General features: G+C 65.4%; 20 protein-coding genes. 7 read left to right on the forward strand and 13 right to left on the reverse strand.

Annotated features, from left to right (window positions below):
* Position 1: 1 nt before the first annotated feature.
* Positions 2 to 3,424, forward strand: coding sequence for a chromosome segregation SMC family protein (locus tag ACN4E0_RS12675; RefSeq protein WP_419568355.1), 3,423 nt, complete (start codon positions 2 to 4; stop codon positions 3,422 to 3,424).
* Between the two features lie 86 nt (positions 3,425 to 3,510).
* On the forward strand, positions 3,511 to 5,763 hold the full coding sequence (locus tag ACN4E0_RS12680; protein WP_419568357.1) for a putative bifunctional diguanylate cyclase/phosphodiesterase: 2,253 nt from the start codon (positions 3,511 to 3,513) through the stop codon (positions 5,761 to 5,763).
* Here the strand turns inward: ACN4E0_RS12680 and ACN4E0_RS12685 are convergent.
* The 5 genes from ACN4E0_RS12685 to rpmF all read right to left on the reverse strand — a co-directional run bounded on the left by ACN4E0_RS12685 (position 5,760) and on the right by rpmF (position 8,759).
* Positions 5,760 to 6,122 (reverse strand): MerR family transcriptional regulator, encoded by a 363-nt coding sequence (locus ACN4E0_RS12685; protein ID WP_419568359.1) that lies wholly within the window; start codon positions 6,120 to 6,122, stop codon positions 5,760 to 5,762. The two genes, ACN4E0_RS12680 and ACN4E0_RS12685, sit on opposite strands and share 4 nt — an antisense overlap.
* Before the next feature lie 8 nt (positions 6,123 to 6,130).
* The gene (locus ACN4E0_RS12690; RefSeq protein ID WP_419568360.1) at positions 6,131 to 6,430 is read right to left on the reverse strand and encodes an integration host factor subunit alpha; all 300 of its coding nucleotides are present in this window, start codon (positions 6,428 to 6,430) and stop codon (positions 6,131 to 6,133) included.
* A 122-nt stretch (positions 6,431 to 6,552) separates the two neighbouring features.
* On the reverse strand, positions 6,553 to 7,518 hold the full coding sequence (locus ACN4E0_RS12695; RefSeq protein WP_419568362.1) for a beta-ketoacyl-ACP synthase III: 966 nt from the start codon (positions 7,516 to 7,518) through the stop codon (positions 6,553 to 6,555).
* Entirely contained in the window at positions 7,515 to 8,552 is a 1,038-nt protein-coding gene (gene plsX / locus ACN4E0_RS12700; RefSeq protein ID WP_221600378.1) for a phosphate acyltransferase PlsX, read from the reverse strand. The genes ACN4E0_RS12695 and plsX overlap by 4 nt, the downstream gene beginning before the upstream one ends.
* Before the next feature lie 27 nt (positions 8,553 to 8,579).
* Positions 8,580 to 8,759, reverse strand: coding sequence for a 50S ribosomal protein L32 (gene rpmF / locus ACN4E0_RS12705; protein ID WP_200980932.1), 180 nt, complete (start codon positions 8,757 to 8,759; stop codon positions 8,580 to 8,582).
* A gap of 242 nt (positions 8,760 to 9,001) precedes the next feature.
* Here rpmF and ACN4E0_RS12710 point away from each other — a divergent pair, with 242 nt between their 5' ends.
* Complete coding sequence (locus tag ACN4E0_RS12710) at positions 9,002 to 9,400, forward strand: MAPEG family protein (protein WP_221600379.1); 399 nt, start codon at positions 9,002 to 9,004, stop codon at positions 9,398 to 9,400.
* A 192-nt stretch (positions 9,401 to 9,592) separates the two neighbouring features.
* Here ACN4E0_RS12710 and ACN4E0_RS12715 read toward each other — a convergent pair whose 3' ends face one another.
* Entirely contained in the window at positions 9,593 to 10,234 is a 642-nt protein-coding gene (locus ACN4E0_RS12715) for an MBL fold metallo-hydrolase (RefSeq protein ID WP_419568427.1), read from the reverse strand.
* A gap of 121 nt (positions 10,235 to 10,355) precedes the next feature.
* On the opposite strand from ACN4E0_RS12715, the gene ACN4E0_RS12720 reads away from it, so the two are divergent.
* Both ACN4E0_RS12720 and ACN4E0_RS12725 read left to right on the forward strand, forming a co-directional pair.
* Complete coding sequence (locus ACN4E0_RS12720) at positions 10,356 to 10,730, forward strand: hypothetical protein (RefSeq protein ID WP_419568365.1); 375 nt, start codon at positions 10,356 to 10,358, stop codon at positions 10,728 to 10,730.
* A 182-nt stretch (positions 10,731 to 10,912) separates the two neighbouring features.
* Positions 10,913 to 11,305 carry a hypothetical protein gene (locus ACN4E0_RS12725; RefSeq protein WP_419568367.1) on the forward strand — a complete coding sequence of 131 codons (393 nt, stop codon included), beginning with the start codon at positions 10,913 to 10,915 and terminating at the stop codon, positions 11,303 to 11,305.
* 2 nt (positions 11,306 to 11,307) lie between these two features.
* Here the strand turns inward: ACN4E0_RS12725 and ACN4E0_RS12730 are convergent, their stop codons facing one another.
* On the reverse strand, positions 11,308 to 11,973 hold the full coding sequence (locus ACN4E0_RS12730; RefSeq protein ID WP_419568369.1) for a S24 family peptidase: 666 nt from the start codon (positions 11,971 to 11,973) through the stop codon (positions 11,308 to 11,310).
* A gap of 111 nt (positions 11,974 to 12,084) precedes the next feature.
* Here ACN4E0_RS12730 and ACN4E0_RS12735 point away from each other — a divergent pair, with 111 nt between their 5' ends.
* Positions 12,085 to 12,303 (forward strand): hypothetical protein, encoded by a 219-nt coding sequence (locus ACN4E0_RS12735; RefSeq protein WP_419568371.1) that lies wholly within the window; start codon positions 12,085 to 12,087, stop codon positions 12,301 to 12,303.
* Complete coding sequence (locus ACN4E0_RS12740; protein ID WP_419568372.1) at positions 12,293 to 12,646, forward strand: hypothetical protein; 354 nt, start codon at positions 12,293 to 12,295, stop codon at positions 12,644 to 12,646. Before ACN4E0_RS12735 ends, ACN4E0_RS12740 begins: the two co-directional genes overlap by 11 nt.
* 87 nt (positions 12,647 to 12,733) lie before the next feature.
* On the opposite strand, the gene ACN4E0_RS12745 is transcribed toward ACN4E0_RS12740, so the two are convergent.
* The 6 genes from ACN4E0_RS12745 to cysS all read right to left on the reverse strand — a co-directional run bounded on the left by ACN4E0_RS12745 (position 12,734) and on the right by cysS (position 20,087).
* Entirely contained in the window at positions 12,734 to 13,978 is a 1,245-nt protein-coding gene (locus tag ACN4E0_RS12745; RefSeq protein WP_419568374.1) for a tetratricopeptide repeat protein, read from the reverse strand.
* Positions 13,979 to 14,135: 157 nt separating this feature from the next.
* Positions 14,136 to 15,569 (reverse strand): aldehyde dehydrogenase family protein, encoded by a 1,434-nt coding sequence (locus tag ACN4E0_RS12750; RefSeq protein ID WP_419568376.1) that lies wholly within the window; start codon positions 15,567 to 15,569, stop codon positions 14,136 to 14,138.
* 26 nt (positions 15,570 to 15,595) lie between these two features.
* Positions 15,596 to 17,251 (reverse strand): acetolactate synthase large subunit, encoded by a 1,656-nt coding sequence (locus ACN4E0_RS12755; protein ID WP_419568378.1) that lies wholly within the window; start codon positions 17,249 to 17,251, stop codon positions 15,596 to 15,598.
* Between the two features lie 107 nt (positions 17,252 to 17,358).
* Positions 17,359 to 18,297 (reverse strand): D-2-hydroxyacid dehydrogenase, encoded by a 939-nt coding sequence (locus ACN4E0_RS12760; protein ID WP_419568379.1) that lies wholly within the window; start codon positions 18,295 to 18,297, stop codon positions 17,359 to 17,361.
* A 36-nt stretch (positions 18,298 to 18,333) separates the two neighbouring features.
* Positions 18,334 to 18,645, reverse strand: a complete 312-nt coding sequence (locus ACN4E0_RS12765) for a DUF559 domain-containing protein (RefSeq protein WP_419568381.1) — start codon at positions 18,643 to 18,645, stop codon at positions 18,334 to 18,336.
* Positions 18,642 to 20,087, reverse strand: a complete 1,446-nt coding sequence (cysS, locus tag ACN4E0_RS12770; RefSeq protein WP_419568383.1) for a cysteine--tRNA ligase — start codon at positions 20,085 to 20,087, stop codon at positions 18,642 to 18,644. The genes ACN4E0_RS12765 and cysS overlap by 4 nt, the downstream gene beginning before the upstream one ends.
* Positions 20,088 to 20,153: the final 66 nt, after the last annotated feature.

Genomic DNA, 20,153 nt, shown 5'->3' on the forward strand with positions numbered 1-20,153 from the left:
GATGGAGATCTCGAAGCTCAAGCTGAGCGGCTTCAAGAGCTTCGTCGAACCCGCCACCTTGCATATCGAGCCGGGGCTGACGGGCGTCGTCGGTCCCAATGGCTGCGGCAAGTCCAACCTGCTCGAAGCGATCCGCTGGGTGATGGGCGAGAACTCGCCCAAGTCGATGCGCTCGGGCGGGATGGAAGACGTCATCTTCGCCGGTACGCAGAGCCGTCCGCAGCGCGACTTCGCCGAAGTCGTGCTTCACGGCGCCGACGACGAGGGCGACGAAATGGAAGTCGTGCGCCGGATCGAACGCGGCGCGGGCAGCGCCTACCGCCTCAACGGACGCGACGTGCGCGCCAAGGACGTCGCGCTGATCTTCGCCGATGCGGCAACCGGCGCGCACAGCCCGGCGCTGGTCAGCCAGGGCAAGATCGCGCAGGTCATCGCCGCCAAGCCCACCGAACGGCGCCAGATGCTCGAAGAGGCGGCGGGTATCGCGGGCTTGCACGTCCGCCGGCGCGATGCCGAGAGCAAGCTGCGGCAGACCGAGACCAACCTCGAACGGCTCGAAGACATCATGGCCGGACTCGACAGCCAGATCGCCTCGCTGCGGCGGCAGGCCAAGCAAGCCGAGCGCTACAAAAAACTGTCCGACGAGATCAGGACCGCCGAGGCGCGGCTGGTCTTCGCCCGCTGGCGCGATGCTGCGGCCGCGGCGGCGGAGGCGAAGCAGGCCGCTGCTGCAGCCGAAGCCCGCGTCACCGAGGCGCAGAAGGCGGCCGAGGAGGCGCAGAAGGCCCAGCGCGCGGCGGCCGAGGCGCTCGCCGAGGCGCGCGAGGAACAGGCCGACCGGCGCGACGATGCCAGTGCGCACGGCCACCGCATGGCGGCGCTCACCAGCCAGCTCGAGGCTGCCGAACAGCGGCTCGCGGACCTCGACCGGCAGAAGGAACGGCTCGAGGCCGACCGCGGCGATGCCGACCGACTGACCAAGGATGCCGCCGAGGCGCTGTCGCGGCTCGAGCGCGAGCTGGCGCAGAGCGAGAAGGCACTGGCGAGCGACGAGGAAGGTCGCCCCGCGCTCGAACGCGCGCGCGAACAGGCCGAGCGCGACAGCCGCGCCGCCGAGCTCGCGCTCGCCAAGGCGACCGCCGACAATGCCGGGGTCGAGGCCGAATGGCGCGTCGCCGAGGCGGAGGTCGCGCAAGCGAGAGCACGGCTCGACCGCGTCGAAGCCGAGGGCCGGCGCATGGCCGAGCAGCGCGCCGCGCTGGCGGGTGAGGATCCCGATGCCGATGTCGATGCGGCGAAGGTGGCCGCCGAAGAGGCAGGAAAGACGCTGGGCGAGCTGCGGGCGAGGCTCGACAAGATGCAGGCGCGCAAGGCCGAGCTGCAGGCTGCGCGCGACGAGGCTTCCTCAGCACTCGCTGAAGCCAAGGCCGAATTGTCGGGCGTGCAGCGCGAATGGGAGGCACTCACGCGCGACCGCGAGGCGCGCGAACGCGCGGCGGCCAAGCGCAGCGGACGCCAGCAGGCGATCGACGGCGTGCGCGCGGCCAGGGGCTACGAACGCGCGGTCGCCGCTGCGCTGGGGCGCGACGGCAAGGCCTTGCTCGGCCTGCCCGACGGGGACGCCGAGGGCCGTTACTGGACCGGGGCCGAGGCTCCCTCGCCCGTGGCCGACAGCCTTTCGGATCATGTCGAGGCCTGTCCCGCCGAACTGCGCGCGCTGCTCGCGCTGGTCCATGTCGCCGGCGAGGATGACGGGCGCGCGCTCGGCCCGGGCCACGCGCTGGCCACGCTGGGCGGGCAATTGCGCCGCTGGGACGGGCTCGTCGTGCGCGGCGAAGGGTCGGCCGAGGCGGCGCGGCTCGAGGCGGAAAACCGCTTCGCCGAGCTCGATGCGCGCCTCCCCGCGCTGCGTGAGGCGGCGGAGACCGCACAGGCCGCGCTCGACGGCGCCGGCGAGGAACTGGCGCAAGTGCAGCGTGACCTAGTCGCTTCGGAACGCGCACTCGCGGGCGCGGCGGAAGCCGAGCGGCAGGCGCTTCGCATGCTCGACCAGGCCGAGGCGGCGCGCGAAAGGCTCGCCGCGCGGCTTGCCGAACTCGATCGCAGCGAGGCCGAGCACGCCGAACTCATCGCCGCGGCACGGTCCGACCTTGCAGCAGCCGAGAGCAAGCGCGACGCCCTGCCCGACCCCGCCGCCGGGCGCGCCGCGCTCGAGGCCGCACGGGCGAAGAACGAGGCCGCGCGCACCACGCTGCAGGCACGCGCCGCCGAGCTGGCGAGCCACGACCAGGCACTGGCAGTGGCGCGCGAACGCGCTTCGGCGCAGCGCAGCGACATCGCCAACTGGCAGGCGCGCAGCGGCGATGCCGCGCGGCGCCTCTCGGAAATGGAGATTCGCGCCGAGGAGATCGACGAGGAGCGCGCGATCACCGCCGCCAAGCCCGAGGGGCTGATGCGCGAGATCGAACAGGGCGATCAGGTCCGCGAGCGGCTCACGACCGATCTCGCCGCGGCGGAAAAGGCCGTCGCCGGGGCCAATGCGCAAGCGCAGGAGGCCGATCGGACCTTCGCCGCCGCCAACGAGGCGCTGGCCGAAGCCCGCGAAAGCCGCGCCGGCCTGACCGAGCGTGCCGAAAACCAGGACGGTCGCCGGATCGAGATGGCGCGCGTGTCGGGCGAGCGCTTCCAGTGCCCGCCCCCGCTGCTGCCCGAGCGCTTCTCTTTCGACGAGGAGGCGATCAGCGCCGCAGAGGCCGAGAGCGCGGAGATGGATCGTCTCACCGCCAGCCGCGAGCGGATCGGCCCGGTCAATCTGGTCGCGGCGGAGGAACTCGAGCGGATCGAGAGCGAGCATGGCTCGAACGCCGCCGAACAGGAGGAACTGTGCGAGGCGGTCAGCCGGCTGCGCGGCTCGATCGGCAATCTCAACCGCGAGGGCCGCGAGCGGCTGCGCGCCGCCTTCGAACAGGTCAACGATCACTTCAAGCGGCTCTTCACCCGGCTGTTCGAGGGCGGCGAGGCGCACCTCGCGCTGATCGACAGCGACGATCCGCTCGAGGCGGGGCTCGAAATCTTCGCCCAGCCGCCGGGCAAGAAGCTGCAGTCGCTCACCCTGCTCTCGGGCGGCGAGCAGGCACTCACCGCGACCGCGCTGATCTTCGCGCTGTTCCTCACCAATCCTGCGCCGATCTGCGTGCTCGACGAGGTCGACGCGCCGCTCGACGATGCCAATATCGACCGCTTCTGCGACCTGCTCGATGCGATGACGCGCGAGACCAGGACCCGCTATCTCATCGTCACGCACAATGCGGTGACCATGAGCCGCATGCATCGCCTGTTCGGCGTCACGATGATCGAGAGGGGCGTCAGCCGTCTGGTGAGCGTCGATCTCGGCGGAGCGGAAGAATTGCTGGCTGCGGAATAGCGCCCACACTTCGCTCGAGCGCCTGGACACGGGCATCCACCGCATCCTCGGGAAAATATTTACCATTCTCCGACTAGGCGGACTGCATGTCTTCTTCGAGTCGCAGCGAAACGGGCATGCTGGAGGAACGGAATTCGATCGTTTCCCCGGCACAGCTCTACACCAACCTCGAACTGCAAGCCCAGCGGTCGCTCGATCGCGTGGTGTCGCAGTGTGCCCAGGAGTTCGGCTGTCAGATGTCGCTGGTCACCGCGCTCGAACCCGATCGGCAATGCTTCCTGGCAACGCACGGAACCGACCTGCGCGAGACGCCACGGGGCCTATCCTTCTGCCAATTCGCGCTCGAATCGCAGAGCCCGATGCTGGTCGGCGATGCGAGCATGGACGACCGGTTCCGAGACAATCCGCTGGTAGCCGGCCCACCCAATCTGCGTTCCTATCTCGGCATCCCGATCCGCCATTGCGACGGCGAATTTCTCGGCGCGCTGTGCCTGGTCGATCCCCGGCCCAACTTCTTCGAAGAGCACGACGTTGCGAGGCTGAAGCGCCATGCAACTGTCGTCGAGGACATCCTCAAGCTCCATATGCTGCACCTCGAGGCGACCGAGCTCAACAGGCAGATCTCGCAGCAGAGCGAGGAGCTCAAGAAGTCGCTGCGCATCTGGCAGCAAGCGGAAAGCATCGCCAAGATCGGCACGTGGGAACTCGATATCGAGACCAACGAACTCCACTGGTCGGACGGGGTCTACGCGATCCACGGCCTCACCGAGCGGCGGCCCGTCACCGTCGATGAGGCGATCGGATACTATGATGCCGCGGACCGCGAATCGGTTTCGCGCCACGTCGAGCAGGCCGTGAGCCAGCAGAAATTGTTCTGCTACGACGCCACCCTTCATGCGCTCGACGGGACCATCAAGCGCGTCCGCTCGATGGGGGAAGGCTTCGACGTCGTCGATGGCAAGCCGCGCCGCGTCCTCGGCGTCTTCCAGGACATCTCCGAAACCTATCGCGCCGAGCTGTCCCTGCGCCACGCAGCCGATCACGACGCGCTTACGAGCCTGCTCAACCGCGCTGCCTTCGACCGGGAGCTCAAGGCACGCATCGCTGCCCCCCGTGGCGGCGACGGAAGCGTCCACCTCGTCCTGTTCGATCTCGACGGGTTCAAGGACCTCAACGATACCTTCGGCCATGTCATGGGCGATCACGTGCTCAAGGACATCGCCCGGCGGATCACGAGGGCGGCACCGCCACATTCCACGGTGGCCAGATGGGGCGGCGATGAATTCGCGGTCATCCTGCCGCGCGATTCCGACGGTGCCACGGCGGAACGCCAGGCAAACGCCATGCTCGACGGGATTCGTCATTGCGCCGAGATCGGCGGCCGCACCTTCGAACTGAGCGCTACGGCCGGGCTCGTCACAGCCGACGGCGCGGTCGGGCCGAAGGAACTCGTGCGCCACGCCGATACCGCGCTCTACCACGGCAAGCGCACCAACCGCTCGTCGGTCCAGCGCTACAATTCGGAACTCGAACGGCAGAAGTCCGAGCGCCAATCGGCGATCGACGAGGTCAGCGAGGCACTGCGGACCAACCGGGTCTTCGTCGGCTACATGCCGATCGTCGACTTGCGAAGCGGTGTGACCGTCGGTCTCGAAGCGCTGATGCGGCTGACGACAACCACAGGACGTCGCATGACGGCGGCAGAAGTCGCGCCGGCGCTGGTCGATCCGCTACTTTCGCGCAAGGTCGACGAGCGCATGATGAGCCTGATTGCGGAGGAAGCTCCAGCCCTCCTCGCCGCGCACCGGCAACTGAAGCGGATCAGCATCAATGCCACCGAAGGCGATCTGGTGTCGCGCGACTTCGTCGAGCGCTTTTTGTCACGGTTTCGCGCGAATGGCGTCGATCCGTCGATGATCACGCTCGAAGTGACCGAAACCATGCTGCTGGTGGACCAGTCGGACCGCATCCAGGCCGTGCTGCGCGAGCTACGCGCGGCCGGCGTACGCATCGCCCTCGACGACTTCGGGACCGGCTACTCCTCACTCACCCATTTGCGTGACTTCCCGATCGATGCCGTCAAGCTCGACCTGTCGTTCGTGCAGGCGATGACCGAGGAGGACCAGTCGCTTTCGATCGTGCAGGCGATGATCGGCATGGCACGTAACATGGGTATAACCGTGGTCGCCGAGGGCATCGAAAGCGAGGAGCAGCACCGCATCCTGCAACTCATGAACTGCAGCTACGGCCAGGGTTACCTGTTCGGAAAGGCGCGACCGGTGCAGGAACTGACGATCGAGGCTGGCGCCGAACCCGGAGAGTGCAGGCTAAGCGCCTAGGCTGCCAGCGCCGCCTTGAGATCGTCGCGGATCGTCTTCAGCCGGCGGACCAAATCCCCCGAAGGCGGAGCTGCGGCAGCCTCCTGCGCCGCGGCCTGCGGGTCGGGCGTGCCGCGGAGCGCGGCCTTGGCGCCCTTCAGCGTATAGCCCTCGCGATTGACCAGACGGTCGATCCGCTCGATCAGCTCGATGTCCTCGGGGCGATAATAGCGCCGCCCGCCGCTGCGGGTGAGCGGCTTGAGCATGGGGAACTGCTGTTCCCAATAGCGCAGCACATGCGCCTTGATTCCGGTCGCTTTGGCGACTTCGCCGATGGTGCGCAGCGCGCCCTTGTCCTTGCCGTCGTCGAAAACCGCCATCGATATCCTCAACCGTTCGCGATTCGCTCTTTGAGCAATTGGCTGGCGCGGAAGGTCATCACGCGGCGCGGCGTGATCGGCACTTCAACCCCGGTCTTGGGATTGCGGCCGACGCGTTCCTTCTTGTCGCGCAGCACGAAGCTGCCGAAGCCGGAAATCTTGACGTTCTCGCCCTCGCCCAGCGCATCGCACATCTTGCCGAGGATCGCTTCGACCATCTCGAGCGACTCGGCTCGCGACAGGCCCATCTTGCGATTGATCGTTTCGGCCAGGTCCGCTCTGGTCAGCGTGCCCACGGAGCGCATCATATCCATATTTCCCTTCCCCCAGATACGACCCGGAGCGAATTGGCGACCCGCTTGAAACTCTGCCCATCAATAGAGCTATTTGCTTGATTTCGCAATGGCATGGCCCGGTTTTCGGGCAAATACTACATCCGTGCGAGCGAGGCGCCCCAGGTGAAGCCGCCGCCCATCGCCTCGAACATGACGAGATCGCCCGGCTTGATCCGCCCGTCGCGCGTGGCCGTATCGAGCGCGAGCGGGACCGAGGCGGCCGAGGTATTGGCGTGCCGGTCGACGGTGACGACGACCTTTTCGGCCGGCAGGTCGAGCTTGCGCGCGGTGGCATCGAGGATGCGGGCATTGGCCTGGTGCGGCACGACCCAGTCGATGTCGGCTGCGGTTTTGCCGGTTTCTTCAAGCACTTCCCGAAGCACGTCGGCAAGATTGACTACCGCATGGCGGAAAACCTCGCGTCCCTTCATCCGCAGCTTGCCGACGGTGCCCGTCGTCGAGGGCCCGCCGTCGACAAAGAGCATGTCCTTGTGCGCGCCTTCGGCGTGGAGTCGGCTGGCGAGAATGCCGGGCCCGTCTCCGGCGACATCCTGCGCCTCGAGCACCACCGCGCCGGCGCCGTCGCCGAACAGGACGCAGGTCGTGCGGTCTTCCCAGTCGAGAATGCGGCTGAAGGTTTCCGCGCCGATCACCAGCGCCTTCTTCGCCATGCCCGTGCGCAGCAGCGAATCGGCGGTGGAGAGCGCATAGAGGAAGCCCGAGCACACCGCGGCGACATCGAAGGCGACGCCTCCGCCGCAACCGAGCGCGGCCTGCACCTGCGTCGCGGTGGCGGGAAAGGTATGGTCGGGCGTGGCCGTGGCGAGCACGATCAGACCGATCTCCGAAGCCTCGATCCCGGCGGCTTCCAGCGCCTTGCGCGAAGCGTCGATCGCGAGGGTAGAGGTGGTCTCGCCCTCGCCCGCGATATAGCGCTGGCGGATGCCGGTCCGCTCGACGATCCATTCGTCGGTCGTATCCACCCGCTGCGCCAATTCGGCATTGGTCACGCAGTCGCGAGGGAGCGCCGATCCGGTGCCGGTGATGACCGAGCGGATCATTTGGCGGTCAGGCTCGCGGCATCGATTTCGCCGAGGTCGTGCTTGATGCGGTTGGTGATGTCGTCCTCCAGCAGGCGTGCGGCGACTTCGACCGCATTGGCCACGCCCTTGGCATTGGCGCTGCCGTGGCTCTTCACCACCACGCCGTTCAGTCCGAGGAAGACGGCGCCATTGTGGTTGTTGGGATCGAGATGGTGGCGCAGCAGCTCGGTCGCCGGGCGCGAGACGAGAAAGCCGATCTTCGAACGCAGCGAGCTGGTAAAGGCGGTGCGCAGCAGGTCGGTGACGAAGCGCGCCGCGCCCTCGATCGCCTTGAGCGCGATATTGCCCGAAAACCCGTCGCATACGACCACGTCGCATTCGCCGCGGTTGATCTTGTCGGCTTCGACATAGCCTTCGAAGTCCATCGCCAGTCCGGTGGCGGCGCGCAGCGCCTCGGCGGCGGCCTGGATGTCCTCGGTGCCCTTGGTTTCCTCGGTGCCGATATTGAGCAGCCGCGTGCGCGGACGCTCGCGACCGGTCACGATCCGGGCATAGGCGGCGCCCATGATCGCGAACTGGACCAGGTTGCGCGCGTCGCATTCGCGATTCGCGCCGAGGTCGAGCATGACGACATCGTTCTCGCCGAGCGTCGGCAGCAGGGCCGCCAGCGCGGGGCGATCGAGCCCCGGCATGGTGCGCAGCGCAAGCTTGCTCATCGCCATCAGCGCGCCGGTATTCCCGGCCGAGACGGCGGCACCGGCCTCGCCCTGCTTCACCGCATTGACCGTCAGGCCCATGCTGGTGGTCTTGGCACGACGCAAGGCGCGGCTCGGCAGCTCTTCGCCACCGACCACGTCGTCGCAATGCAGGATTTCCGAAGCGCCCGCCATGCCGGGATGCGTTTCGAGCGCGGCCTTGATCCGCGTCTCGTCGCCCACCAGCAGGAACTTGAACTTGTCGTGCCGGCGCCGCGCCATCGCGGCACCGTCGATCATCACGCGCACGCCTTCATCGCCGCCCATCGCATCAACAGCGATACGCGGCAGGCTCATGCGACGACTCCGGCTTTGCTTACGGTCTTAGAGACCGACGGCGATGATTTCGCGACCGTTGTAGTGACCGCAGTGCGGGCACAGGTTGTGCGGACGCTTGAGTTCACCGCAGTTCGAACACTCGTGATGCGCTTCGACCTTGAGCGAATCATGCGCACGGCGATTGCCGCGACGGTGGGGCGATACTTTCCTCTTGGGGACGGCCATGGCGGCACCTGTTCCTCAAACAATTACAATCAATTTCGGTGGCCGCCCTAGGGGATGGTCCGGCACCGCACAAGAGCGCGTGAACCCGAATATCCCGACCGTGGCGGTGAAGGCGCGCGCTATAGCGAAAATCTCGGGGGATGCAAGCCGTGTCGCCCGGTGGTCGGGATTGCGCGGTCCGGGGCATCTCCCTAGCACTGGAGGAGGGTCGTGTTCATCGAAAACACAAGGGAGGGACGAGCATGGGCATTATCCTGCCGGTTACACTGACAGCAGCGGCCGCGGCGGCCATCATCAATTTGTGGCTGGCAGTTCGCGTCGGCCAGATGCGCGGCGCGACCAAGACCATCCACGGCGACGATGCCGGGGGGCCGCTGACCCGCCGGATGCGCGCGCAGCTCAATTTCGTCGAGAATACCGGCTTCGTGCTCGTGCTGATCGCCGCCATCGAACTCTCGGGCAAGGGCGCGCCCTGGCTCGCCTGGGTGGCCGGCATCTACATGCTGGGCCGCGTGGCGCATGGCTTCGGGATGGATGCGGAAACCGGCACCAAGCCGCGCATGATCGGCACGCTGATCACCATGCTGACGCTGCTCGGGCTGGCGATCGTTGCGGTGCTGATCGTCCTCGGGGTTATGTAGGGGGTTTGGCGGCCCGCGATTGACGGACGGGCAGAGTCCTTGGTTGCGTGCGGTCGGGACCTCCGTCCCGACCTTGCTGTGCCATCCCACGCCCCCACCCGGCCACCCATAAGATACCGTGCAGTGGGTGGCCGGGTGGGGGCGTGGGATGGCACAGCCGCAAGGGAAGCGCGGAGGCGCTTCCCGCACTTCTCAGGAAAGCGCGTAATCGCTCACGAAGGCGTTGGTCTTGCGCTCGTGACCGAAGGTGCTGGTCGGGCCGTGGCCGGGGATAAAGGTGACGTCTTCGCCCAGCGGCCACAGCTTCTGCGTGATCGCGTCGATCAGGTCCTGGTGATTGCCCATCGGGAAATCGGTGCGCCCGATGCTGCCCTGGAACAGCACGTCGCCGACGACCGCGAATTTCGACGGCCGGTGGAAGAAGACCACGTGACCCGGCGTGTGGCCGGGGCAATGGATGACCTCGAGCGTCAAGTCGCCCACGGTCACCGTATCGCCGTCCTCGAGCCAGCGGTCGGGCTCGAACACCTGCCCGTTGACGCCGTATTTGCGCCCGTCCTCGTCGAGCCGGCTGATCCAGAAGCGATCGGCCTCGTGCGGCCCCTCGATCGGCAGGCCCAGTTCCTTCGCCAGCACGCCGGCCTCGCCGCAGTGGTCGATATGGCCGTGGGTGATGAGAATCTTCTCGAGTTCCACCCCGGTCTTGGCGACCGCTGCCTTCAGCTTGTCGAGATCGCCGCCGGGGTCGATCAGCGCGGCCTTGTTGGTCTTGGTACACCAGATCAGCGAGCAGTTCTGCTGCAGCGGGGTCACGGGAACGATGCCGGCCTTCATCGGCGGCGGGGCGGGCGTTTCGGCGGGTTTGTCCATCGCCGGGGAAAATGGTCGGCTTCTTGATCGAAAACAAGCCGCATCTCGGGCAAGCTGCTATGCAAGCCGCAGAAGGAGCCGATCGATGAAGCATGCCGCCGCGATTCTCGCAGCCTCCCTTGCACTTGTCGCGTGCCAGACCACCGGCGCGGGCGAACCGGCCCCGGCAGCAAGCGCGGTTGCCGCCGACGGCAGCGCGGTCCCGACCTATGTCACCGCGATCTGCGGCGAGTGCCATGCGGTGCGGCCGAATTCGGTCTCGCCCAATCCGCAGGCGCCCAATTGGGTCGATATCGCCAACAGCCCGGGCCTGACGCGCGAGACATTGGTCGTCTTCCTCTCAGACGCGCACAATTACCCGATGCAGATGGATGTCGACCTGGTCGATGAGGATATTGAAATCATCGCCGACTACATGATGACGCTGCAGACCGACGATTACGTCAGGCGGCCGGGCTAGATTCGCCCGCCCTGTTGATCTCGGTACACCAGATTAGCCGACAGCCTTGTTGCACCAAGGTCCGGATACGAAGCTTGCACATATGGATTGCATCGCGGAGATATCGGTGATCGCCGCGGAATGGTCGATGCGCTTTGCCTTACGACTTGAGCGCGAAACCAGCTGGAACCATAGCTGAACCCATGGCTCGCTATAGAATGATATTGCGTGGACTGTGGGAACCCGAACGTCCGGACTACGCCGGATTTTACACGGGAAGGACTGTCAGGGCTGAGACACTTGAAGATGCCCAAGCCAAGGCCGTTGAAATTCTCGCGCACGAGTGGAAAACACAGCCCACACTTGCACCCGGCCAGTCGAAACTGTCCATCCTCTGCGTCGACGGCTGGAAGCTTGGTCCAATGCGTGGCTGGCGACTTCCAAAGACCGGGCATACATTTTTCACTGATCTAGAAGCCGAATATGACGCTGCCAGTATTGAGGCACAGGTCAGCAAAGCGCCGCGAGAATCTCGAATTTGGCAAATCGCGACACCTGCCGGCCAACTAGACTCCGAATTCCACCTGCTTGACTAACCTCACACCCGCCCACCCTTCCAAACCACCCGCCCGATCACCTCGACCTCTTCGCGCGCGAGGTCGATCGGGGCGTAGCTGTCGTTGGCGCTGATCAGCGTGATCCGGCCCGGGGCGCTGGCCTGGACCTGCTTGACGTGGAGTGCGTCGCCGATGCGGACGACGTGGATGCCCTCCCCCGCGCGCTTGTTGCGGTCGACGAATATCTCGTCGCCGCTGCGCAGCGCGGGCTCCATGCTGTCGCCTTCGACGCGGATCGCGGTGAGATCGGCGCCCTCGAGCCCCATTTCGCGCAGCCAGCGACGCGAGAAGCGGAAGGCATCGAAGGAAATTTCCTCCGCCGAGAAGGCGCCCGGCCCCGCCGAGGCATCGAGCGGGAGGCGCGGCACCTCGACCCAGTCGGCGCCCTCGCCCGCCGGTTCATCGCTCGCCGCCGCCCCGCCCGGTCGAGTCGCAATCACACGGCGCCCTACCCCGAGAAACTCGGCAATTTTCAGAAGGTCGGGCTCGTCGAGATGGCGCGGGCTCCCGCGCGCCACATATTGCTGGAGATAGGCCGGATTGCGCCCGATCAGCCGCGACAGACCCGCGAGACTGACCCCCTGATCCTTCGCCAGTTCCTGTAGCCTGCCCCTTGCGTGGCGTTCGCTTCGCGGAATGTCTTCCATGATTTTTCCTATAGCATAGGATTTTTCCTAGACAAGTAGGATTTGGATTGGAACATATGCGGAACATTGACAGCGAATCGCCCTTTCCGGCCATCATTTGGGGAGCCCGCCATGCTGATCCGCACCATCGAGACCTTCCTCCGCCAGAACGAGATGGCGGCGACTAAATTCGGTCGCCTCGCCGCGCACGACCCGCGATTCGTGCTCGACCTGCGCCTGGGCCGCGAGCCGCGCGCGCGCACCGAGCAGCGGATCCGCGGCTTCATTGCCGGCTTCGAAGCCGCCCGCGCCATCGCCCTCGCGCAGCAGGAGGTCACCAATGTCGGCTGAACCCGCCCCTCCCCGCGCCCGCCGCCCGCGCCGCACCGCCGCCGACCGCGTGCGCGCGGCGCTGGCCGATCTCCACGGCCATCACGGCAAAGTCCTGACGCATACCGAGAAGGCCTGGGCGAGCATCACCTTCGCCGGCACGCGCCATTGCCTCGCGCTGCTCTTTGCGGGCGAAGAGGCGGTCGAAGCGGGCGAGGCCTTCGTCGCCGAACTGCCCGAGCACGAATTCGCCATTCCGGGCCAGCTGGTCGCCGATGCGGGCATGACCGAGGTCGAACATCGCCTCGTTCCCCAACCGCGGCTGGTGGTGCGGTGCGAGTTGCTGCTGCTGGAGGAGAGCTGAGGCCCTCTGCGAGGACGCCTGTTTTGGCGCTCAAACCCCCAAGCGTGAAGCTCCCAAGGGTACCTGACCGGCAGAGCTGCTCGCCAATCAGGATGCCGGAACAGTGCGGCAGGCGCGCCAGCTGGGACCCTCGGAACAGATCTTCTGACTGTTGCGACCGTTGTTGTAATAATAGACGTCGCAGTTGAGGACCCGAGGACATACGGTCACCGTCGGAGGCGGGAATTTCACCCGCTTGTAAAGCGCCTCGAGCTCGCCTGCCTTTTCTGCATAAAATTCGATCGCAACCGGGTTGCCGGCAGCGCGCGCCTTGTCGAGCCAGTACCAGACCTCACCCTCGTTCGTCAGCAAATCGGTATTCTTTTCGCGGAGCATGAACGAAGCAAGCGAGGTCATTGCTGCGGGTTCACCGGCGATAGCGGCGGTGCGGATCAGTTCGATCGCTTGCTTGGTATCGGCGCGCACTCCCTGCCCACGGAACAGGCGATCTGCATAAATGATCAGTGCATTGATGTCGCCGCGTTCTGCCGCCATCCCGAAGTACTTGGTCGCGGCCGCCTGATCCTTCTTCGCACCGTACATTCCATCCATGTTGATCACACCAAGGGTCATCATGGCCGGAACGATGCCCCCGCTAGCTGCGCGTTCGAGGTAGGCGATACCTTCTATCGGCTTCATGTCGCTCGTTTTCCCGCTAGCGACGATCATGCCCATTTCGTATTGGGCTTGCGGCGAGCCTTTCTCCATGGCTGCGACCAGATAGCCCATCCCTTTCTGCGCATCCTTGGCGACCAGCGTACCGTTGAAATACGCCATTGCGATCTCAAGTGCAGCCTCGCCGTCGTCGGCCTGATCCATCGCCACCGCCAGAATCTTTTTCATTTCCTGGTTTTCGATGTCATGTCCACGAGCGCGCAGGGCGATGGATGCCGGAACCTTCGGGCACATTTCGCCATTTTCCGCAGCCTCGTAATATTCCTTTCCCCATTCGCGATCGTCATCGGTCAAAAAGCCGCTGCCCTCTTCGGATTCGTTCAACAGGTAATCGAACGCGATGTGACAATTCATACGCACATGGTGGGGAATGGTGACCGGTTCGCCGCGCATCCGCTGGCTCAGAATGTTCGGCACGGGTTCGCATGTCTGGGCGTTGTTATTCCTCAGCGCCCACTGAATTTCGTCGCGCGAGTAGCTGGCCAGCTCTACCCCCGCATCCATCTGGTGCTTGATGAATTGCATCGCCTCGAGACATTGGCCGGTCGGTGCCGCTTTCGCACCGGGCGCAGCGACCGAGAATGCCATGGCGGCTATCGCCACCGTGATGCCGGACATCGCCAAACCTAAAATGTACCGCATGAATTCCCCCCGATCCGACCCCAACGTTGAGGCTAAACGCTTCAGACTGATTTACCAGCAAGATGTCATGATAATTCCTGTCACGAGGTATCGGCTGGTGGAACGGAACAGCCGCCCTTCGCCCCGCCCCTGATCACCCGCGCCGGATCACGAGGTTCCTGATCTCGGTCATGTCCTCCATCGCGAACTTGATGCCTTCACGGCCCAGACCCGAGTCCTTCACGCCGCCGTATGGCATGTTGTCGACGCGGTAACTGGGCACGTCGTTGATCACCACGCCGCCGACCTCGAGCCGGTCCCAGGCATCGAACATCTTGAACAGGTCGCGCGTGAATATCCCCGCCTGCAGGCCGAAGGTCGAGCGGTTCACTTCGGCCAGTGCCTCGTCGAAGTCGCTGAATTTCTGTAGGATCGCGAGCGGGCCGAAGGCCTCCTCGTTCAATGCCTTGGCGTCCTTGTGGACATGCTCGAGCAGCGTCGCTTCGAGCATGTTGCCCTCGCGTCCGCCGCCGCACAGCAGGCTCGCGCCGCCTTCGACCGCCTCGTCGATCCAGCCCTTGAGGCGTTTCGCCTCGCCCTCGGATATCATCGGGCCGATGAAGGTCTCGCGGTCCTTGGGGTCGCCGGCGACGAGGCCTTTCGTCTTCTCGACCAGCATCTCCTTGAAGCGGTCGTAGACCTCCTCGTGGATGATGATCCGCTGCACCCCGATGCAGCTCTGCCCGCTCTGGTAGAAGGCGCCGAAGATGATCCGCTCGAGCGCGTCGTCGAGGTCGGCATCGCGGTCGACGATCACCGCGGCATTGCCGCCCAGTTCGAGCACCACCTTCTTCTTGCCGCAGCGCGCCTTGAGGTCCCAGCCGACTGCGGGCGAGCCGGTGAAGCTGAGCAGTTTCAACCGCTCGTCGACGGTGAACAGGTCCGCCCCGTCGCGGCTCGCGGGCAGGATCGAGAAGGCGCCTTCGGGCAGGTCGGTCTCGGCCAGCACCTCGCCCATGATGATCGCGCCGAGCGGGGTCTTGCTTGCCGGTTTCATCACGAAGGGGCAGCCGACCGCGATCGCCGGCGCGACCTTGTGCGCGGCGAGGTTGAGCGGGAAGTTGAAGGGGGAGATGAAGCTGCACGGCCCGATCGGATAGCGCTTCCAGATCGACTGGTAGCCCTTCGCCCGCGCCGAGATATCGAGCGGCATGACCTCGCCATACATGCGCACCGATTCCTCGGCCGCGATGCGGAAGGTGTCGATCAGCCGGGTGACCTCGCCCTCCGAGTCCTTGATCGGCTTTCCCGCCTCGACGCACAGCGCATAGGCGAGCTCGTCGAAGCGCTCGGTGAAGCGGTCGACGCAATGCTGCAACACCGCCTGCCGTTCGTAGCTGGCGAGCCTGGCTATCGGCTCGGTCGCATGGACCGCGCCTGCGATGGCCCGGTCGATGATCTCGGGCGTCGCCAGCGCGGTGCGGAACGCGACCTCGCCGGTGAACTTGTCGGTCACCTCGAGGTCGGTGTTGGGCTGCTGCGCCTTGTTGTTGAGGTAAAGCGGGTAAGTATCTTTGAGAGTGGGCAAGAGGTCCTCCTGTAACCCGATCAACCTCAGAGCTTCTTGCTCAGTTCCTTGATATCCTTGTTGAGGATGCGGTCGTTCTCCGAATAGTCGACCGGGCAGTCGATCAGGTGGACGCCGGGCGTGTCGCGGCAATGGGCGAGCAGCTGGCGCAGATGGTCGCTACTCTCGACCCGGTGGCCGGTGGCGCCGTAGCTTTCGGCATAGGCGACGAAATCGGGATTGCCGTAGGTCAGACCGAAATCCTCGAACCCCATGTTCGCCTGCTTCCAGCGGATCATGCCATAGGCATCGTCGCGCAGGATCAGCACGGTGAGGTTGAGCCCGAGGCGCACCGCAGTCTCCATCTCCTGGCTGTTCATCATGAACCCTCCGTCGCCGCAGATCGCCATGACCTTGCGGTCCGGATAGAGCATCGCACTCATCATCGCGGAAGGAAGGCCGGCGCCCATGGTGGCGAGCGCATTGTCGAGCAGGACGGTGTTGGGGCGGTAGGCGCAATAGCCGCGCGCGAACCAGATCTTGTAGACCCCGTTGTCGAGGCAGATGATCCCGTCCTCGGGCATGCAGTCGCGCACCTGCTGGACGAGATGCGGCGGGAAGATCGGGAAGCGCGTGTCCTCGGCCAGCTTGCCCGTATGGTCGAGCTCGGCCTGATGGTAGCGCTTGAGCCCCGCGCTTTCCCAATGGTCCTGCCGCGCAATGTCTTCCTTGATCTGCCAGATGGCGTTGGCGATGTCGCCGATCACCTCGATCTGCGGAAAATAGACCGGGTCGACCTCCGCGCTGCGATTCGAGACGTGGATCACGGTCACGCCCTCGTCCTTCATGAAGAAGGGCGGCTTTTCGATCACGTCGTGGCCGATATTGACGATGCAGTCGGCTTCCCCGATCGCGCGGTGGCAGAAATCGCCCGCCGAAAGCGCCGCGCAGCCGAGGAACAGCCGGTGCCGCTCGTCGAGCACCCCCTTGCCCATCTGCGTGGTGACGAAGGGAATGCCGGTCTTCTCGACGAATTCGGCGAGCATCTTGCCGGTCATCTTGCGGTTGGCGCCCGCCCCGATGACGAGGATCGGCTTTTTCGCCCGGGTGATCGCCGCGACCGCCTGGTCGACCGCCTTGGGCTCGGCGCTGGGCCGGCGGGCGATGCTGCGCGGGATGGGGGTGGCCGAGGTCGGTTCCTCGGCGATGTCCTCGGGCAGTTCGAGATGGACCGCCCCGGGCTTTTCCTCCTCGGCCAGGCGATAGGCCTCGCGCACGCGGCTGGGGACGTTGTCGCCCGCGTGGAGCTGGCGGGTATATTTGGTGATCGGGTCCATCATGGCGACCACATCGAGGATCTGGAACTGGCCCTGTTTCGATTTCTTGATCGGCTTCTGCCCGGTGATCATCATCATCGGCATGCCACCCAGCTGGGCATAGGCGGCGGCGGTGACGAAATTGGTCGCCCCGGGTCCGAGCGTGGCGATGCAGACGCCGGTCTTGCCGGTGTGGCGGCCATAGGTGGCGGCCATGAAGCCCGCGCCCTGTTCATGCCGCGTGAGCACCAGCCTGATCTGCTTCGATCGGCTGAGGCTGTCGAGGAAGTCGAGGTTCTCCTCGCCCGGCACGCCGAAGATATACTCGCAGCCTTCGGCCTCGAGACATTCGATGAACAGGTCGGATGCTTTTCTAGTCTCGGTCATTCGCGATTTCCCCCTCCGCGACCTGCCCCCTGCAAGCCATTCTGGAATCGCGACCCGAGTTGTCCCGGTGTGTGCTGCGGCGGGCCTAACAGAGGCCCGCGCGCCTGTCAGTAGCCGAGGTCGAGATCGAGCTGCGGCGCGACCGGCTCGCCCTTGTGCCAGCGCTCGAGATTCTCCACGAAGCGGTCGGCGCTGCGCTGGAACATCCTGGTCTGCGCGCGGCCCGAAAGGTGCATGGTGATCTGTGCATTGTCGAGGCCCCAGAGCGGATGGTCCTCGGGCAGCGGTTCGGGATCGGTGACGTCGAGCAGCGCGGCCTCGATCTTCTTCTCCTGCAGCGCCTTGACCAGCGCCTCCTGGTCGACGACGTCGCCGCGCGCGATGTTCACCAGCACGCCGTTGGGGCGCATCTGCGCCAGCTCCATCGCACCGATCATGTGCCGCGTTTCGGGGGTCGAGGGGACCGCGAGGACGACCCAGTCGAAATCGCCCAGCTTCGCCCTCCATTCGCCCGGCTTGAGCGCCCCGTCGGCACCCGACCGGCGCACCGGCACCACCTTCATGTCGAAGGCCTCGAGCCGTGTCTTGATGAGCGATCCGATCGCCCCCATGCCCAGCAGCAGCACGCGCTCGCCCGCCAGTTCGCGCTTGCCCGGGCTGTCGAGCAGCCATTCGTGGCGGTCCTGCGCGCGCACCACCTCGCGATAGCCCTTGGCATGCGCCAGCATCAGCATGACGACATATTCGGCGATGGTCAGCGCGTTGATGCCAACGCCGTTGGTCACGGTGACGCCGCGTTCCTTCAGCAGGTCGAGCGGCATGAAATCGAGCCCGGCGTAAATCGAATTCATCCACTTGAGACCGGTCGCCGCCTTGGCGATCTCGATCATCGGCTCCTTCTCGTTGAGGTCGAACCAGCCGATTTCCGCCTGCGGGGCGAATTCGAGCGCCTGTTCCTTGCTTGCAAACCACAGCGGCTCGACCCATTCGGGCAAGCGCGGTTCGACCAGCGGACGGATCAGGGCGGACAGCACGGCTTTAGTCATCGATGTCTCCTCGATGCCTCCATTGCCGTTCGGGCGCTATTTCGCAAACCGTTCCTTGCGGCGGCTGGCGATGTCCAGGATCGCCTCGGCCACTTCGCTGGCATTGCGCAGTACGTGGCTGGGCGGGACCTGCATGATGTCGACCCGATGGCGTTCCTGCCAGCGCTCGCGCGCGCCGTCGTCCCTGCGCCTGAAGGGATCGTCGTCGACCTCGATCGCGAGATGCGCCTCGGCGCAATAGAGCGGGAGGACGAAGCCCTCGGCCTCGTGGTCGCGGACGAACATCAGACCCTGCGGCGCATGCTCGAGATGCTGCCAGAGGAGGGTCTGTGGGTCGGCCTTGGTCACACCTTCCATTCCCAACCCAGGGGGTCGCCGTCCATCACCTCGACGCCTTTTTCCCCAAGGCTGTCGCGGATCGCGTCGGAGGTGGCGAAATCCTTGGCCGCGCGCGCCTCCCTGCGGCGGAGGAGTTCGGCCTCGATTTCCTCTTCGGTGACCTGTGCGTCCTTGGGGCGGATGCGGAGATCGGTGCGGGTGAGGCCGAAAAGATTCAGACCGAGGACGCGGTCCATTTCTTCGACCACCGCACGCTTGACGCCGGCATCGACCTTCTTGACCGCAAGCGCCTCTTCGAGCGCGACCAGCGCGATCGGCGTGTTGAGATCGTCCGACATCGCTTCGGCGAATCTTGCGCGCATCGGCTCGAACTTCGGATGCGAAGCGTCACCCGCGCCCGCATCCCGCAGCCGCTCGACCCCCATCACGATCCGCTTGAGTCGTGTCAGCGCCGCCTGGAGCCCGTCCCAAGAAAATTCCAGTTCGCTGCGGTAATGCGCCTGCAGGCACATCATGCGGTAGGCGAGCGGGTGGTAGCCCCTGTCGATGAGCAGCTGCAGCCGCAGGAACTCGCCCGCGCTCTTGCTCATCTTGCCGCTGCGTTCGACGAGGAAGTTGTTGTGCATCCAGATCTTCGCGCCCGAATGCGTCGCGACGTCGAGCCCGCCGCAGCCGCAGAAGGCCTGGTTCTGCGCAATCTCGTTGGGGTGGTGGATCTCGCGGTGATCGATCCCGCCGGTATGGATGTCGAAGGGAAAGCCGAGCAGCTTCTCGCCCATGACCGAGCATTCGAGATGCCAGCCGGGCGCCCCCCTGCCCCACGGGCTGTCCCATTCCATCTGCCGCGTCTCGCCCGCCGGGGTCTTGCGCCAGATGGCGAAATCGGCGGCGTTGCGCTTGCCTTCCACCGTCTCGATCCGGCCCTCACCCTCTTCGGTGACCGCGCGGGCGAGGCGGCCGTAATCGGCCACGGTCGAGACATCGAAATAGAGCCCGCTGTCGAGCTCGTAGCAATGCTCCTCGGCGATGCTCTTCGCGAAGGCGATCATTTCGTCGATGTAATCGGTGGCGACCGACCATTTGGCCGGCTCGCGGATGTTGAGTGCCTTGATGTCCGCCCAATAAGCCTCGGTGTAATGCTTCGCGATGTCCCAGATCGACTGCGCGCGTTCGGCAGCCATCTTCTCCATCTTGTCCTCGCCCGCGTCGGCGTCGTCGGTCAGATGGCCGACATCGGTGATGTTGATGATGTGGGTGAGATCGTAGCCCTTCCAGCTCAGCGTGCGGCCGAGAATGTCGGCGAAGACATAGGCGCGCATATTGCCGATATGCGGGTAGTTGTAGACCGTCGGCCCGCAGGTATAGACGCGCGCCTCGCCCGGGTGGACGGGCTCGAAGACCTCGAGCTGGCGGGTCAGCGAGTTGAACAGCTTCAGCGGCGCGTCGGTCATGCGGGGCCAATGGCGCGGGTGCGCGGGCTGGTCAACAATCAGTCATTGCGAGCGTAGCGAAGCAAT

The organism is Qipengyuania sp., assembly GCF_048550555.1.
Taxonomy (GTDB): domain Bacteria; phylum Pseudomonadota; class Alphaproteobacteria; order Sphingomonadales; family Sphingomonadaceae; genus Qipengyuania.